This window comes from Streptomyces sp. A2-16 (assembly GCF_018128905.1).
Taxonomy (GTDB): Bacteria; Actinomycetota; Actinomycetes; order Streptomycetales; family Streptomycetaceae; genus Streptomyces.
In genome coordinates this window covers 2,891,502-2,905,575 of sequence record NZ_CP063808.1, presented here as the reverse complement: position 1 = coordinate 2,905,575, position 14,074 = coordinate 2,891,502, and the positions used below count along the sequence as shown (strand labels likewise).

General features: G+C 70.8%; 17 protein-coding genes and 1 pseudogene. 6 read left to right on the top strand and 12 right to left on the bottom strand.

Annotated features, from left to right (window positions below):
• Positions 1-33 precede the first annotated feature (33 nt).
• The gene (locus tag IOD14_RS13115; RefSeq protein ID WP_123994391.1) at positions 34-576 is read left to right on the top strand and encodes a type 1 glutamine amidotransferase domain-containing protein; all 543 of its coding nucleotides are present in this window, start codon (positions 34-36) and stop codon (positions 574-576) included.
• On the top strand, positions 576-2,678 hold the full coding sequence (locus tag IOD14_RS13110) for a catalase (RefSeq protein WP_212670306.1): 2,103 nt from the start codon (positions 576-578) through the stop codon (positions 2,676-2,678). Before IOD14_RS13115 ends, IOD14_RS13110 begins: the two co-directional genes overlap by 1 nt.
• Before the next feature lie 89 nt (positions 2,679-2,767).
• Here IOD14_RS13110 and IOD14_RS13105 read toward each other — a convergent pair.
• Positions 2,768-3,048, bottom strand: a pseudogene (locus IOD14_RS13105) (DUF6158 family protein).
• 65 nt (positions 3,049-3,113) lie between these two features.
• On the opposite strand from IOD14_RS13105, the gene IOD14_RS13100 reads away from it, so the two are divergent.
• Entirely contained in the window at positions 3,114-4,217 is a 1,104-nt protein-coding gene (locus IOD14_RS13100) for a Vms1/Ankzf1 family peptidyl-tRNA hydrolase (RefSeq protein WP_212670305.1), read from the top strand.
• Between the two features lie 30 nt (positions 4,218-4,247).
• On the opposite strand, the gene IOD14_RS13095 is transcribed toward IOD14_RS13100, so the two are convergent.
• The gene (locus tag IOD14_RS13095; protein ID WP_123994394.1) at positions 4,248-5,870 is read right to left on the bottom strand and encodes an ATP-binding cassette domain-containing protein; all 1,623 of its coding nucleotides are present in this window, start codon (positions 5,868-5,870) and stop codon (positions 4,248-4,250) included.
• 164 nt (positions 5,871-6,034) lie between these two features.
• Here IOD14_RS13095 and IOD14_RS13090 point away from each other — a divergent pair, with 164 nt between their 5' ends.
• The 3 genes from IOD14_RS13090 (at position 6,035) to IOD14_RS13080 (ending at position 8,651) form a co-directional block, all read left to right on the top strand.
• Complete coding sequence (locus IOD14_RS13090; protein ID WP_123994395.1) at positions 6,035-7,516, top strand: bifunctional phosphatase PAP2/diacylglycerol kinase family protein; 1,482 nt, start codon at positions 6,035-6,037, stop codon at positions 7,514-7,516.
• Positions 7,517-7,618: 102 nt separating this feature from the next.
• Positions 7,619-8,440: a methyltransferase domain-containing protein gene (locus IOD14_RS13085; RefSeq protein WP_212670304.1), complete on the top strand. Its 822-nt coding sequence runs from the start codon at positions 7,619-7,621 to the stop codon at positions 8,438-8,440.
• A gap of 40 nt (positions 8,441-8,480) precedes the next feature.
• Positions 8,481-8,651, top strand: a complete 171-nt coding sequence (locus tag IOD14_RS13080) for a hydrophobic protein (protein WP_123994397.1) — start codon at positions 8,481-8,483, stop codon at positions 8,649-8,651.
• Positions 8,652-8,663: 12 nt separating this feature from the next.
• On the opposite strand, the gene IOD14_RS13075 is transcribed toward IOD14_RS13080, so the two are convergent.
• From IOD14_RS13075 to IOD14_RS13030, 10 genes are read right to left on the bottom strand one after another with little or no spacing between them, the layout of a single operon-like run.
• Positions 8,664-8,948: a gas vesicle protein K gene (locus tag IOD14_RS13075; protein ID WP_057608230.1), complete on the bottom strand. Its 285-nt coding sequence runs from the start codon at positions 8,946-8,948 to the stop codon at positions 8,664-8,666.
• A complete protein-coding gene (locus IOD14_RS13070) occupies positions 8,945-9,133 on the bottom strand; it encodes a gas vesicle protein (RefSeq protein ID WP_123994398.1) in 189 nt (62 codons plus the stop codon). Before IOD14_RS13070 ends, IOD14_RS13075 begins: the two co-directional genes overlap by 4 nt.
• Positions 9,130-9,900, bottom strand: coding sequence for a GvpL/GvpF family gas vesicle protein (locus tag IOD14_RS13065; protein WP_212670303.1), 771 nt, complete (start codon positions 9,898-9,900; stop codon positions 9,130-9,132). The genes IOD14_RS13070 and IOD14_RS13065 overlap by 4 nt, the downstream gene beginning before the upstream one ends.
• Entirely contained in the window at positions 9,897-10,235 is a 339-nt protein-coding gene (locus IOD14_RS13060) for a gas vesicle protein (RefSeq protein ID WP_123994400.1), read from the bottom strand. The genes IOD14_RS13065 and IOD14_RS13060 overlap by 4 nt, the downstream gene beginning before the upstream one ends.
• Positions 10,232-11,380, bottom strand: coding sequence for an SRPBCC family protein (locus tag IOD14_RS13055; RefSeq protein ID WP_212670302.1), 1,149 nt, complete (start codon positions 11,378-11,380; stop codon positions 10,232-10,234). Before IOD14_RS13055 ends, IOD14_RS13060 begins: the two co-directional genes overlap by 4 nt.
• The gene (locus IOD14_RS13050; protein ID WP_212673262.1) at positions 11,380-12,150 is read right to left on the bottom strand and encodes a DNA primase; all 771 of its coding nucleotides are present in this window, start codon (positions 12,148-12,150) and stop codon (positions 11,380-11,382) included. The genes IOD14_RS13055 and IOD14_RS13050 overlap by 1 nt, the downstream gene beginning before the upstream one ends.
• On the bottom strand, positions 12,150-12,410 hold the full coding sequence (locus IOD14_RS13045) for a gas vesicle protein GvpG (protein ID WP_123994402.1): 261 nt from the start codon (positions 12,408-12,410) through the stop codon (positions 12,150-12,152). The genes IOD14_RS13050 and IOD14_RS13045 overlap by 1 nt, the downstream gene beginning before the upstream one ends.
• A 5-nt stretch (positions 12,411-12,415) precedes the next feature.
• Positions 12,416-13,186 carry a GvpL/GvpF family gas vesicle protein gene (locus IOD14_RS13040; RefSeq protein WP_123994403.1) on the bottom strand — a complete coding sequence of 257 codons (771 nt, stop codon included), beginning with the start codon at positions 13,184-13,186 and terminating at the stop codon, positions 12,416-12,418.
• A complete protein-coding gene (locus IOD14_RS13035; protein WP_123994404.1) occupies positions 13,183-13,608 on the bottom strand; it encodes a gas vesicle structural protein GvpA in 426 nt (141 codons plus the stop codon). The genes IOD14_RS13040 and IOD14_RS13035 overlap by 4 nt, the downstream gene beginning before the upstream one ends.
• A 55-nt stretch (positions 13,609-13,663) precedes the next feature.
• Positions 13,664-14,032, bottom strand: coding sequence for a gas vesicle protein (locus IOD14_RS13030; protein ID WP_123994405.1), 369 nt, complete (start codon positions 14,030-14,032; stop codon positions 13,664-13,666).
• Between the last annotated feature and the right edge of the window lie 42 nt (positions 14,033-14,074).

Below are 14,074 nucleotides of genomic sequence, written 5' to 3'. Positions count from 1 at the left end.
AAAACACTTTCCAGGAAAGGACGTCGAATCATCATGCGCATCGCGTTTCTGACCGCACCAGAGGGCGTCGAGCAGATCGAGCTCACCGATCCGTGGCAGGCGGCGGTGAACGCGGGACACGAGCCCGTGCTCGTGTCGACGAAGCCCGGCACGATCCAGGCGTTCGACCACCTCGACAAGGCGGACACCTTCCCCGTGCAGGAGGTCGTGGGCGAGACGTCCGCGGACTCCTTCGGCGCGCTGGTGCTGCCCGGCGGGGTGGCCAACCCGGACTTCCTGCGGATGGACGAGAAGGCCGTGGCGTTCGTGCGGGACTTCTTCACCCAGGGGCGCCCGGTGGCCGCGATCTGCCACGCGCCGTGGACCCTCATCGAGGCGGACGTCGTACGGGGCCGGGTGCTCACCTCCTGGCCGAGTCTCCAGACCGACATCCGCAACGCGGGCGGCACCTGGGTCGACGAGCAGGTGAAGGTCTGCGACCACGGCAGCAACAAGCTGGTCACCAGCCGCAAACCGGACGACCTCAAGGCGTTCTGCGAGACGTTCCTGGACGTGTTCGCGAAGGAGGCCGTCTGATGGACCAGGCCGACCGCAAGCAGCGTCAGCGCGAGTCGTTCCACGCCGACGACCCGACCGCCGGTCCGCTCACCACCGACCAGGGCGTCGCGGTGGACCACACCGACGACTCGCTCGCCGCCGGTGAGCGCGGCCCCACGCTCATGGAGGACTTCCACTTCCGGGAGAAGCTCACCCGCTTCGACCACGAACGCATCCCGGAGCGGGTGGTGCACGCGCGGGGCGCGGGTGCCTACGGATACTTCGAACCGTACGAGTCCTGCGCCGAGTTCACCCGTGCCGCCTTCCTCCAGGACCCGGCGGTCCGCACCCCGGTGTTCGTGCGGTTCTCGACCGTGCAGGGCCCCAAGGGCTCCGCGGACACCGTGCGGGACGTACGCGGCTTCGCCACCAAGTTCTACACGTCGGAAGGGAACTACGACCTGGTCGGGAACAACTTCCCGGTCTTCTTCATCCAGGACGGCATCAAGTTCCCGGACTTCGTGCACGCGGTGAAGCCGGAGCCGCACAACGACATCCCGACGGGCGCCTCCGCGCACGACACCCTGTGGGACTTCGTGTCGCTCCAGCCGGAGACGCTGCACGCGATCATGTGGCTGATGTCGGACCGGGCGATCCCGCGCAGCTACCGCATGATGCAGGGCTTCGGCGTGCACACCTTCCGGTTCGTGAACGCGGACGGCAAGGGCACCTTCGTGAAGTTCCACTGGACGCCGAAGCTGGGCGCGCACTCGCTGGTGTGGGACGAGGCGCAGGAGTGCCAGGGCCGCAACCCGGACTTCAACCGGGCTGACCTGTGGGACGCCATCGAGGCCGGCGAGTACCCGGAGTGGGAGCTGGGTGTGCAACTCGTCCCGGAGGAGGACGAGTTCGCGTTCGACTTCGATCTGCTCGACGCCACGAAGCTGATCCCGGAGGAGCAGGTGCCGGTGCGGCCGATCGGCCGGATGGTGCTCGACCGCAACCCGGAGAACTTCTTCGCCGAGACCGAGCAGGTCGCCTTCCACACCGCCAATGTGGTGCCCGGGATCGACTTCACCAACGACCCGCTGCTGCAGGCGCGCAACTTCTCCTATCTGGACACCCAGTTGATCCGGCTGGGCGGGCCGAACTTCTCGCAGCTGCCGGTCAACCGGCCGGTGGCGCCGGTGCGCAACAACCAGCGCGACGGCTACCACCAGAGCGCGATCCACCGGGGCACGAACTACTCCCCGAACTCACTCGGCGGCGGCTGCCCGGCCCACGCCGGAGTCGACGGACAGGCGTTCACGCACTACGCGGAACGCGTGGACGGTCACAAGATCCGGCGGCGCAGCCCGAGCTTCCAGGACCACTGGAGCCAGCCCGCGCTGTTCTGGAACAGCATGACCGACTGGGAGAAGCAGCACATCGTCGAGGCGTTCCGGTTCGAGCTGGGCAAGGTGGACGCCCGGGCGGTGCGGGCCCGTACTGTCGAGCAACTCGCCAAGGTGGACGGCGAGTTGGCGACCGAGGTGGCCCGTGGCATCGGGCTGCCGCAGCCGTCCGGGCTCGCCTCGCAGGCGTCCAAGGCCGCCTCCCCCGCGCTCAGCCTGGAGTCGCTGCGCGGCGACGGCTCCATCCGCACCCGGCGGATCGCGGTCCTCGTCACCGACGGGATCGACGCCGAGCAGGTGACCTCGGTGCGGGAGCGGCTGGCCGCCGAGGGCGCGATCGTGGAGGCGCTGGCACCCATGGACGGGGAGGTGCGCGGCGCCGACGGGGAGCTGTACACGGTCGACCGCGCGCTGCCGACCGTCGCCTCCGTCCTGTACGACGCGGTCCTGCTGCCCGGCGGCCCCGTGGGCACCCCGCCCGCGGCCGCCGACCCGGACGCCACGCGTTTCGTGCGGGACGCCTACCGGCACGGCAAGCCGATCGGCGCGCTCGGTTCGGGCGTCGGGATCCTGTCGTCGCTGGAGCCGGAGGAGCTGCGCCTGTCCACGGAGTTCCATCGCGTCGAGAGCGACCGGGGCGTGGTGACGGAGACGTCCCCGGGCCCGGCGGGCGAGGAGTTCCTCGACGCGTTCGTGGCCGCGATCGCCGCGCACCGGCACTGGGGCCGGCTGCCGACGCGCCACTGAGCCCTGCGAGCACCGCACCGGTGGCCTGCTGATCGTGTGATCGGCAGGTCACCGTCCGCTGTCGGCCGGGGTCCGCGGAGCCGGGCCGGTCAGTCCAGCGCCGGGGAGGCCTCCTCCCCCGGCTTCCGCTCCCGCGCCCCCTCCCGGGTGCGGCCCGCGGCCACGGTCCGGCCCGGGTTGCGGCGCAGGTACTCGCCCTCCAGGCGGGCCATGCGTTCGTTGTGCGCCCTGAGCGCGCCGTTCGAGCCGTAGAGGAGCGTGTCGTGCCGCGTGCGGTGGATCGTCTCCAGCTCCTTCATCAGCTGCTGGTCGTCCAACCGGCTGGGGTCGACTCCGGTCATGGTGTACCCCGCTCGTCGTGTTCGTCCATGCGCTTCGGGTACCCGCCCCGCAAGCATTACCGCACTGCCCCCGAGCGGCATCCGGGAGGGAACCATGGATCTCGCTTTCCTGCATCCACTCTACGAACATCCGGGCCCCTGGGCCTCCGTGTACGTCGACGCCCCACGCCCCACCGAGGACACGTCCCACGAACGGCATCTGGCCGCGGTCGCGGTCGCCCGCGAGCTGTCCACGCAGGGGGCCGACGAGGAGACCTGCGTGGTGGTGCGGGAGGCGCTGGAGGAACTGCGCCCCTCGTCCGAGCCGCACGGCCGGGCCGTCTTCGCGCGCGCCGGGGAGGTCGTCCTGGACCCGCCGCTGACCAGGTCCCCCGACGGCAGCCTGGTCCGCTGGGCCCCGCTGCCGCACACCGCGCCCCTGGTCGAGCTGGCCGGGGACGACCCGCTGTGCGTGGTGGCGTACGTCGACCGCAAGGGCGCCGATTTCGAGCTGCGCGGGGCGCTCGGCCGGCGGGGCGCCGGCTCGGTCACCGGCAGGCAATGGCCGGTGCACCGGACGACCAGCTCCGACTGGTCGGAGCGGCACTTCCAGCTGCGGGTGGAGAACACCTGGGAGCACAACGCGGCCGAGATCGCGGACGCGCTGGCGGTCTGCCAGGAGGAGACCGGTGCCGACCTGCTGATCCTGGTCGGTGACGAGCGGGAGAAGCGGTCGGTGCGCGAGCGGCTGCCCAAGCGGCTGCACGACCGGGTCGTCGAGGCCGGGCACGGCGCCGGGAGCCGGCTGCTCGACGAGGAGGTGGAGGAGGCCCGCACCGCGCACGTACGGCAGCGCGCGGAGCGTGAGCTGGAACGGTTCCTCGCCGCCCGCGCGCCGGGCGAGGACGGGCGGCCGGGGGCCGTGGAGGGGGTTCCCGCGCTGGTCGAGGCGGCGCGTGAGCACCGTATCGAGGCACTCCTGATCCGCCCGGACGGGCCCGACGCGCACCAGGAGGTGTGGGTCGGCGAGGATCCGGACCAGCTGGCGGTCCGCCGTACGGAGCTGAAGATCCTCGGCGAACAGAACTCCTGGTCGGCCCGGGCGGACGACGCGCTGATCAGGTCGGCGGTGGCGACGGGCGCTCCGGCGCTGTCCGTGACGCCGGCGGCCGAGGAGGCCCCGGTGGGCGGCCTGGGCGCCCTGCTGCGCTGGGCCTGAGACGTCGCGGACGGGCTCGGTGACCGCGGGTCACCGGGCCCGTTCCACGCGTCGCTCGTCCCACACCGGCTCCGGCGTCTCGCGCACCCGTCCGTCCGAGCCGAAGACCAGGAAGCGGTCGAAGGAGCGCGCGAACCAGCGGTCGTGGGTGACCGCGAGGACCGTCCCGTCGAAGGCCTCAAGGCCCTCCTGGAGGGCCTCCGCGGACTCCAGGTCGAGGTTGTCCGTGGGCTCGTCCAGGAGGAGCGCGGTGACGCCCTGGAGCTCCAGCAGGAGGATCTGGAAGCGGGCCTGCTGACCGCCGGAGAGCCGGTCGAAGCTCTGCTCGGCCTGGCCGGTCAGTTCGTAGCGGCGCAGCCGGGACATCGCGGCGCCCCGGTCCTGGGCGTGCTCCTTCCAGAGGATGTCGAGAAGGGTGCGGCCGAAGAGCTCGGGGTGGGCGTGGGTCTGCGCGAAGTGCCCGGGCACGACCCGCGCCCCGAGCTTCCACTCGCCCGTGTGCGCCACCGTGGAGTCCCCCGCCAGCAGCCGCAGGAAGTGCGACTTGCCGGAGCCGTTGGAGCCGAGGACGGCGACGCGTTCGCCGTAGAAGACCTCCAGGTCGAAGGGGTTCATCAGGCCGGTGAGCTCAAGTCCCTTGCAGGTGACGGCCCGTACGCCCGTGCGGCCGCCCTTGATGCGCATCCTGATGTCCTGCTCGCGCGGCGGCTCGGGCGGCGGACCGGCCTCCTCGAACTTGCGCAGGCGGGTCTGGGCCGCCTGGTAGCGGGAGGCCAGCTCATGGCTGATGCTGGCCGCCTGGCGGAGGTTCAGGACCAACTTCTTGAGCTGCGCATGCTTCTCGTCCCAGCGCCTGCGCAACTCCTCGAAGCGGGCGAAGCGTTCGCGCCGTGCCTCGTGGTAGGTGGCGAAACCGCCGCCGTGCACCCAGGCGTCCGCCCCGGCCGGCGAGGGCTCCACCGACACGATCTTCTCGGCGGCCCGCGACAGCAGTTCCCGGTCGTGGGAGACGAACAGGACGGTCTTGCGGGTCTCCTTGAGGCGCTCCTCCAGCCAGCGCTTGCCGGGCACGTCGAGGTAGTTGTCCGGTTCGTCGAGCAGCAGCACCTCGTCCGTGCCGCGCAGCAGCGCCTCCAGCACCAGCCGCTTCTGCTCGCCGCCGGACAGCGTCCGCACCTGGCGGAACTGCGCCTTGTCGTACGGCACCCCGAGCGCGGCCGTGGTGCACATGTCCCACAGGGTCTCGGACTCGTATCCGCGCACCTCGGCCCAGTCGGACAGGGCCTGCGCGTACTTCAGCTGGGCGGCCTCGTCGTCCACGGTCATGATCAGGTGCTCGGCCCTGTCGACGGCCTGCGCGGCCTCCCGGATCCGGGGCGGCGCGACCGACACGAGCAGGTCCCGTACGGTCGTCTCGTCCCGTACGGACCCCACGAACTGACGCATCACGCCCAGGCCGCCACCGACGGTGACCGTCCCGCCGTGCGGTTTCAGCTCGCCGGAGATCAGCCGCAGCAGGGTGGTCTTGCCTGCGCCGTTGGGCCCGACGAGGGCCACCACGGCACCTTCCCCCACCCGGAACGACACATCGCCGAGCAGCGCCCTCCCGTCGGGGAGGTAGTACTCGAGGTGTGCGGCTTCCAGATGTCCCATGGGGTCGCATTCTGCGTGCGACCCCATGGCCAGGGCAAACGCTTATGGCCTGGCACCGGGCGAGGAGAGGCGCCCCTCAGGCCTGCGGGGAACCGCGCGACCCGCCACGGCGAACCCCCGTCAGGGCCCGACCGAGCAGCCCTGCGGCGGGTACCCGCACTGTCATGAGCCCCGATGTCGATCTCACCCTTCCCGAGCGCGGCCGCCGCCGCCTCATGAACCTCGACTCCCGCCTCTTCGAGTTCGCGGCCGGCCGGAACTGGCCCGCGGCCGAGCCGGTCCTGCCCCGACTGAGCCGCGGCGCCAACCACGGCGTCCTCTGGTTCGCCACCGCCGCCGCGATGGCCGCGAGCCGCACCCCCCGCTCCCGCCGCGCCGCCGCTCGCGGTCTCGCCTCCCTGGCCCTCGCCTCCCTGACCGTCAACACCCTCGGCAAGCGCTCGGTCCGCCGCACCCGCCCCGCCCTGGACCCGGTCCCCCTGGCCCGGCGACTGAAGCACCGGCCGGTCACGACCTCGTTCCCCTCCGGCCATGCCGCGTCGGCCGTCGCCTTCGCCGCCGGCGTGGCACTGGAGTCCCCGGCGTGGGGCGCCGCCGTGGCCCCCGTCGCCTGGTCGGTTGCGCTCTCCCGGGTCTACACGGGGGTGCACTTCCCGAGCGACGTCCTGGCCGGCGCGGCCCTCGGCGCCGGTGCCGCCTTCGCCGTACGGGGCCTGGTGCCGACGCGCGCCCAGGTCGTGCCGCCGGCCCGGCCCCGCGCTGACGTTCCCGCGCTGCCGGACGGCGAGGGCCTGGTGATGGTGGCGAACACCGCCTCGGGCACCGCCGAGCGGGTGCGCGCCCTGCACGACGGGCTGCCGCTGGCCGAGATCGTCGAGTGCGAACCGGACTATGTGCGGGCCGAACTGGAGAAGGCGGCGGCCCGTGCCACGGTGCTCGGCGTGTGCGGCGGCGACGGCACGGTCAACGCGGCCGCCGAGATCGCCCTGCGCCATGGCGTGCCCCTCGCGGTGCTGCCCGGCGGAACCCTGAACCACTTCGCCTACGACCTCGGCGTGGAGGGGGCGCGCGATCTGACCCGGGCCGTCCGGCAGGGCGAGGCCGTGCGCGTGGACGCGGGCCGCTTCACCAGTGACGGCCGGGAGGGTGTCTTCGTCAACGCGTGCAGCCTGGGCGTGTATCCGGAGCTGGTGCGCGAGCGGGAACGCTGGTCGAGGCGGATCGGCGGCTGGCCGGCCGGGGTCCTCGGGGCGCTGCGCGTGCTGCGGGCCGACCGGCATCCGCTGGAGGCCGAGTTCGGGGGCCGGGCCCGGCCGCTGTGGCTGCTGTTCGTCGGCAACGGCACCTACCACCGGATGGGGCTCGCTCCCGGTCGTCGCACCGACCTCGCCGACGGCCGTTTCGACGTGCGGCTCGTGCACGGGGGGCGCCGGCCCGCGCTGCGCCTGCTCGCCGCCGCGGTCGCGGGCCCGCTGACCCGCTCCCCGGCCCACGCTGCGGTCCAGGTGGGGCGTCTGCACCTGTCGGGTGTCGCGCCGGGCACGCTCCTCGCCTACGACGGAGAGGTGACCGAGGTGGAGGGCGAGGTGACGGTGGAGAAGCTGCCCGAGGCACTGACGGTGTACCGGCCGCTGCCCGGGAACTGATCACCCATCAGTCCACATGGCAATACACGGGTCTCATCATTCGACATGCGGGCGTACGGTTCCGAAGTACCGACGCCGTTGTCGAGAAGGGGAGTCCCAGCCATGTCGAAACCGCGGGAGACCGCCGTCTACACGCACGGCCACCACGAGTCCGTGCTGCGCTCGCACACCTGGCGCACCGCGGCGAACTCGGCGGCCTACCTGCTCGGTTCGCTGAAGCCCCACATGAGGATCCTGGACATCGGCTGCGGGCCGGGCACCATCACCGCCGACCTCGCGGCCCTGGTCCCGGACGGGCACGTCACGGGCGTCGACCACGCGCCGGGCATCCTGGAGCATGCACGTGCCACGGCGGCCGGACGGAATCTGACCAACGTCGACTTCGCGGTCGCCGACGTGCACGCGCTGGACTTCCCGGACGACACCTTCTGCGTGGTCCACGCCCACCAGGTGCTGCAGCACGTAGGAGACCCGGTGCAGGCCCTGCGCGAGATGAGGCGGGTCACCCGGCCGGGCGGGTACATCGCGGTCCGCGACTCGGACTACGCGGCCATGACCTGGTACCCGGTGTCGGCGGGGCTGGACGACTGGCTGGACCTGTACCGCCGGGTGGCCCGGGCCAACGGCGGCGAGCCGGACGCCGGCCGGCGGCTGAAGTCCTGGGCGCTGCGGGCGGGCCTGACGGACATCACCGCGAGCTCCGGCACCTGGACCTACTCCACCGCCGAGGAGCGGGAGTGGTGGAGCGGGCTGTGGGCCGACCGCACACTGGCCTCGGCGTACGCACAGCGGGCCACCGAGGGCGGCCACGCCGACGGGGAAGAACTACGGGCCGTCTCCGAGGCGTGGCGGGAGTGGGGCAGGCAGGACGACGGCTGGTTCTGTGTCCTGCACGGAGAAATTCTGTGCAGAAAGGAAGCCTGAAACACGCATTCCGGGAAACTCGCAAAGCAGGAGGTTCATCATGATTGCCATCCTGCTCGTACTGCTCCTGGTGCTGATTCTCTTCGGCGCCGGTTTCGCAGTGAAAATTCTCTGGTGGATCGCAGTGGCCGTGCTGGTGCTTTGGCTGCTGGGGTTCCTGCTGCGTGGGACGAAGTCGGGCGGCGGCAGGGGTCGCTGGTACAGGTGGTGACGCTCCCGGACGTCATTCCCGGGGAAGCAGCGGTCCGAGCGGCCCGAGGTCCAGATTCAGGTCCTCGGGCCGCAGCCCGTAGCGCTCGCGCAGTTCGGTCATGCGGTCGTCGAGGAGCATCAGGGTGAGCCCGATCCGCTCCTCCTGCTCCTCGTTCAGGTCGCCCTCGTCGAAGCGGCGCAGCGCCTGGCGCTCCATGAGCTGCCGCAGCAGCTCCACGACGGTCAGGACGAGCTTGACCAAGTCCCGCTCGACCGTGTCGGGCTCCAGGTCCAGTCGGTTGCGTCGGGCCGTCACGGCGAGTCCTCCCACGGTGAGGGAACCTGCGCGTTGACCGAGCTGATCAGCGCGTTCAGATCGATGCGCACGAGGTCGACATCGGCGATGCGCAGGGTGATGTCCCCCGTGATGACGACCCCGCCGGCCAGCAGCCGGTCGAGGAGGTCGACGAGGGCCACCTCGCGGCGTTCGATGACGGTCATGGCTGCTGTTCCTCCCCCGCGAAGGAATAGGCCGCCCAGGGACCGGTGAGTTCCACCCGCATTCCCGGGACCTCCCCCTTGGTCCGGTCCACCATTTCCACGAATTCCTCGGATTCACTGCGCGGCACGAGATAGGCCGCATTCAGAATGTTCTGCCCTGAGGCCCCGGAAAGGGTGGGATTCTGCGGGGCGTGCAGTCGCGCGTCCTCGGCACGCTCGGAAAGCGTTGCGTGCAGCTGAGTCGCGAACGCCTCCGCCTGCTGCCACATCTCCTCGTGCGAACGCACCCGCCGACGCCGCTGCCGCAGATAGTCCCGGCCCGAGACCGGCTTCTCCGGCGTCCCGGCGGGCTCCGGATCGGCCGGGGTCGGCGTCTCGGCGTACACCTTGACACCCCACTCCACCCGGTCCTGCAGCCGGTCGAGGGTGCGCCGGAAGCCTTCCTCGCGTGCCTCGATCATCACCCGGACACCGCTGTCGTCACGGAAGACGGTGCCGAGCCGGAGCGGCAGCGGGGTGGTGACCACGGTGAGCGCGTCGATCACGCTCTGGTGTGCGCGCACGGTCCCGGTCAGCCACTCCAGGTCCTCCAGATTCCGGCGGAGCGGCTCTTCGGCGAAGTCCCGCTCCGGCACATGGCTGACGACGGCCACGAGGCCGTGGTGGTGCAGCAGCCTGGGCGGGTCACCGGCCACCCCGGCCAGTTGGGCCTGGAGCGGGGTGCCGAAGGGGCGGCAGACGGCGTACACGTACCGCAGTCCGGTCATGAACTCTCCTCCTCGGCACGGCGACTGGGCTCCAGCTGCTCCAGACGCGCGAGCCGTTCGCGCAACTCGCTGTTCTCCCGGGCGAGTTCGTCACGGCGGGCGCGGGAGGACAACGCCGGGTCGTCCTCCCACCAGTCGATCCCCATCTCCTTGGCCTTGTCGACCGAGGCGACGATGAGCCGCAGCTTGATGGTCAGCAGCTCGATGTCGAGCAGGTTGATGCGGATGTCGCCCGCGATGACGATGCCTTTGTCCAGCACACGCTCCAGGATGTCGGCCAGGTTGGCTCCGCTCCCCTGGCCGTAGGGGTCCGGGAGCCGGCTGGGCATGCTCATCGTCGGCTCCCGCCCTTGGCGTACTCCTCTTCCTCTTCTTCCTCTTCCTCAGGCAGCTCCTCGTCGGACAGCTCTTCCTCGTCCTCGGGTGCCTCGCCCTCGGGCTCCTCCTCGGGCTCCTCCTCGTCGTACTCCTCGTACTCGTCCTCGGGCTCGCCCTCTTCCTCGGGCTCGTCCTCGGTCTCGTCCTCGGCGTACGGGCCCTCCTGGTCTTCGTCTTCCCCCTCGGTGTCCTCGGCGCCTTCGGCGTCCTCGGACTCCTCTTCCTCCTCCGCCACCGCGTCCTCGTGGCTCTTGACGACCTCGCCGTCCTCGATCTCGCCGCGCCAGCCGTCCTCCGCCTCGCCCTTGAGGGTGATGAAGCGGGCGAAGTTCTTGAGGTCCAGCCGGGCCCGGCGGCCCTGGGCGCGCCAGATGTTGCCGGTCTTCTCGAACAGGCCCTGGGGGTAGTACTCGATCACCAGCAGGACGCGGGTGAGCTTGTCGGCAAGCCTGTGGAAGGAGACGACGCCCTTGGTCGTGCCCTTGGCTCCCTCCGACGTCCACTGGATCCGGTCGTCGGGGATCTGCTCGGTGGTGGTGGCCTTCCAGTTGCGGTTGGACCAGAAGATCTTCATCTGCCAGTCGCTGTGGGTGTCGTCGGCGCGGTTCGCGCTCTTGACGCCCTTCGCGAAGGTGGAGAAGTCCTGGTACTGCGTCCACTGGTCGTAGGCGGTGCGCAGGTCGACGCCGACGTCGATGAACTCGATGATCACCATGGGCTTCTGACCGGACCCGCGCTTGCGCTTGCCCTTGCCGCCGCCGCCGAGGTTCTTGAAGGCGCCGACCACCTTGTCCTTGGCATTCGAGAAGCCGAGCTCCATCGCGCTGCGCATGGGCCCCTTGCCCTCGGCGAGCTTGCGGCCGCCGTCGAGGGCGAGCTTGGCGAAGCCGGGACTGTTGCCCTCGGCGATGTCGTTGAGCTTGCCGGTGGTCTGGCCCAGCTTCTGGCCGACGCCGACCAGCATGCGCTGGACCTGCGCGGAGAGGTATTCCTGCACCTCGGCCTTGAGCCGGTCCGCGGCCTCGCTGTGGGCCAGGTCGGTGAGCGGGTTGTTCTTGGCCTTGTCGGTGGCGTCGCGGGCGGACCCGAGTGTCTCGGTCATCACTCACCGCCTCCCTTCGGCAGCCGGGCCCTGGTGCCCCGGCCGGCCCCCCTGGCCGCGGTCGCCTTCTTGGCGCCGGTCTTCTTCGCCGTGGTCTTCTTGGCCGCGGTCTTGTTGCCGGCCGTGCGGCCCTGGCTCTGTGCCGCCTTCTTCGCGGGCGGCTTGCGGCCCGGCGCCTTCTTCGCGGCCGTCTTCCTGGCGGGGGCCCTCTTCGCGGTCTTCTTCGCCGCGGCCGGAGCCTCGTCCCGCTCGTCCTCGTCCTCGTCGGCGTCGGCGTCCTCGGCCTCGTCCTCGGCCTCGTCGTCCTCTTCGGACTCCTGGTCCTCTTCGTCCTCGTTCGAGGGCTCCTCGTCGGCCTCGGCCTCCGCGGTCCCAGTCTCCTCCTCCTCGGGCTCCTCGTCCTCTTCGGACTCCTGGTCCTCGTCCTGGGAGAGGCCGGGCACCTCCGATGCCACGCCCGAGAGCTGGTCACGGACCTGGGCGGTACGGCCGTGCAGCCGGTCGGCGATCGCGTCGATCTGCCGCTCCACCATGGCACCGGAGGCCGCCTTGCCGACGCCTCGCAGGTCCTCGCGGAGCGTGTCGCCTATCTCCTTGAACTGCGGGTTCTTCAGCAGCTGCTGGGAGACCATGTCGGCCACCGCCCGCGGGCTCAGGTGCATCCGCTTGCCGGCCACGAGCGTGCCGATGGCGAACGCCATCTTCAGTTTCTTCGTACGTCCGAGGACGTATCCGGCCCCTACCGCGAGGCCCAGTCCCACTCGGTTCATCATGTCGTCCCGTCACCAGTCCCCGCGCCACCGCGCAGGCCGATCTCCAGTCGGTCGAGGAGCTCGTCCTCCAGTCGGTCGAATTCCTCCTCGTCGATCTCGCCCGCCTCGAGCTGCTGCTCGAGCTGGGAGAGTTCGGCCCGGACCGTCGCCGGGTCGTAGTAGAGGCGCTCCGCCTCGTGCATCACCTGTTTGATCACCCAGGCGCTGCCGCGTACCGGGGCGAACGGCAGCAGCAGCACCTCTCCGATGAGGCCCACTGCCCTCACTCCTCCGCGTGGTCGATGCCGACCGTGGTGCCCGCGGGCTCGCCCGGGCCCGGTTCGACGAAGCTGTAAGGCGGCAGCGGGCCGTTCAGCCGGACCTCGAGGTGCGGGTGATCCTTGCGGAGCTGGTCCACCGCCTCCAGGAAGGACGCGGCCGCGTCCCGCTCCACGAGGAAGGACACGTTGGCGAGCCATCCCGACGACTCGGGGCCCACGCTGATCGCGTCGGCGACCGGTTCCAGGACGCGCTGCACCTCTGCGGCGTCCTCGCCCTCGCGGACCTTGACCGCGGCCACGACCATCTCACCGAGCCTGAGACGGTCGTCGTAACTGCCGCCGCCCGCCTGCCGGTTGGCCTCGGCCATGGCCCGGACCTGGGGGTTGTCGGACATCACGCGGTGCAGTACGGCCTCTTCGTCGTGGGTGGCCTTGACGTTGTACTCGACCTTGCCGTCGAGGGTCCGCAGGCGCTCCTTGTAGTGCTCCTGGCGTTCCGCGAGCACCCCGGTGACGGTGGCGTCGTCGGGGGCCACGCTGCCGAACCGCATGGGCAGGATGCAGCCGTCCGCGCCCACCTCGCTCAGCACGTTCTGGTGGGCGAGGAGGTCACGGCGCTTGGGCCGCAGCCCTTCGGGGGCGTCACTGACGACGGCCGCCAGATCGCCCTCCTTGAGCACCCGCACCGGAAGGGCGGGGTTGCCCACCCCTGCCAGGTCCTCGGGCAGCGTGGCGTGGGAAGCGGCGGTGATGCCGTACACGTACGTGCTCACTCCTCTTCCTCCTTCCGGCGCGAGGACGTCGTCTTGCGGGCTCGCGGCCTGGACTCCGTCTGGCCTTCCTCACGGGCCTGCTTGAAGGCACCGGAGATGGTCTCGGCGGCACCGGAGAGCGCTCCCTTGGATTTCCCGCGGGCGCCGGACTCGGTGATCTCGCCGACCAGGTCGGGAAGGCCGGGGTCCTTGCGCGGCCCGGCCTCCAGGTCAAGCCGGTTGCACGCCTCGGCGAACCGCAGATAGGTGTCGACGCTGGCCACGACGACCCGGACGTCGATCTTCAGGATTTCGATGCCGACCAGGGAGACCCGTATGAACGCGTCGATGACGAGACCCCTGTCGAGGACCAGTTCCAGAACGTCGTAGAGGCCGCTGGAGCCGCCTCCGCCGCCGCCCTGTTGTGCCGGGACAACTGTCATGTCGACCGCGCCTCCTCTTTTGTGTGGGAACGAGTTCTGAGGGGGGGTGGGCCGCCTAGCGACCGCCCTGCCGGTGTGCGTCAGCCCGCCCGCGCTCGTAACGGCGAACGCGGCGATAGCCGGTGAGCTGTCCTTCCGGGTCGAGTTCGACCTGGTAGCTCGCCATCAGGCTCATCGTGTCGGGCACGCGGGTCAGCTCGAGGACCTCGATCTCGAGCGCCCAGCCGTCCTCCGTCTGTTCGAAGGACGACACGTTCTCGGCGGTCATGCCGGTCAGCTCGGCCAGCTGGGCGCGCGCGTTGCGCAGCACCTCCATGGGCTTCGGCCGCCGGTTCTCCGCCACGTTCTCTTCCGTGTCCTCTTCTGTCCCTCTGCGGGAGTTTCGTGAATTCTGTGCTTCCGATGAGTTTTTTGTGTTCGACATGGCACCTCTCACCTCGGGTGGCCGCTCGTTCCTCCGCCAAAC

Coding starts and splice junctions, on each gene's coding strand:
- IOD14_RS13115 (WP_123994391.1), top strand. CDS start 34: ATGCGCATCGCGTTTCTGACCGCACCAGAGGGCGTCGAGCAGATCGAG.
- IOD14_RS13110 (WP_212670306.1), top strand. CDS start 576: ATGGACCAGGCCGACCGCAAGCAGCGTCAGCGCGAGTCGTTCCACGCC.
- IOD14_RS13100 (WP_212670305.1), top strand. CDS start 3,114: ATGGATCTCGCTTTCCTGCATCCACTCTACGAACATCCGGGCCCCTGG.
- IOD14_RS13095 (WP_123994394.1), bottom strand. CDS start 5,870: ATGGGACATCTGGAAGCCGCACACCTCGAGTACTACCTCCCCGACGGG.
- IOD14_RS13090 (WP_123994395.1), top strand. CDS start 6,035: ATGAGCCCCGATGTCGATCTCACCCTTCCCGAGCGCGGCCGCCGCCGC.
- IOD14_RS13085 (WP_212670304.1), top strand. CDS start 7,619: ATGTCGAAACCGCGGGAGACCGCCGTCTACACGCACGGCCACCACGAG.
- IOD14_RS13080 (WP_123994397.1), top strand. CDS start 8,481: ATGATTGCCATCCTGCTCGTACTGCTCCTGGTGCTGATTCTCTTCGGC.
- IOD14_RS13070 (WP_123994398.1), bottom strand. CDS start 9,133: ATGACCGTCATCGAACGCCGCGAGGTGGCCCTCGTCGACCTCCTCGAC.
- IOD14_RS13065 (WP_212670303.1), bottom strand. CDS start 9,900: ATGACCGGACTGCGGTACGTGTACGCCGTCTGCCGCCCCTTCGGCACC.
- IOD14_RS13060 (WP_123994400.1), bottom strand. CDS start 10,235: ATGAGCATGCCCAGCCGGCTCCCGGACCCCTACGGCCAGGGGAGCGGA.
- IOD14_RS13055 (WP_212670302.1), bottom strand. CDS start 11,380: ATGACCGAGACACTCGGGTCCGCCCGCGACGCCACCGACAAGGCCAAG.
- IOD14_RS13050 (WP_212673262.1), bottom strand. CDS start 12,150: ATGAACCGAGTGGGACTGGGCCTCGCGGTAGGGGCCGGATACGTCCTC.
- IOD14_RS13035 (WP_123994404.1), bottom strand. CDS start 13,608: ATGACAGTTGTCCCGGCACAACAGGGCGGCGGCGGAGGCGGCTCCAGC.
- IOD14_RS13030 (WP_123994405.1), bottom strand. CDS start 14,032: ATGTCGAACACAAAAAACTCATCGGAAGCACAGAATTCACGAAACTCC.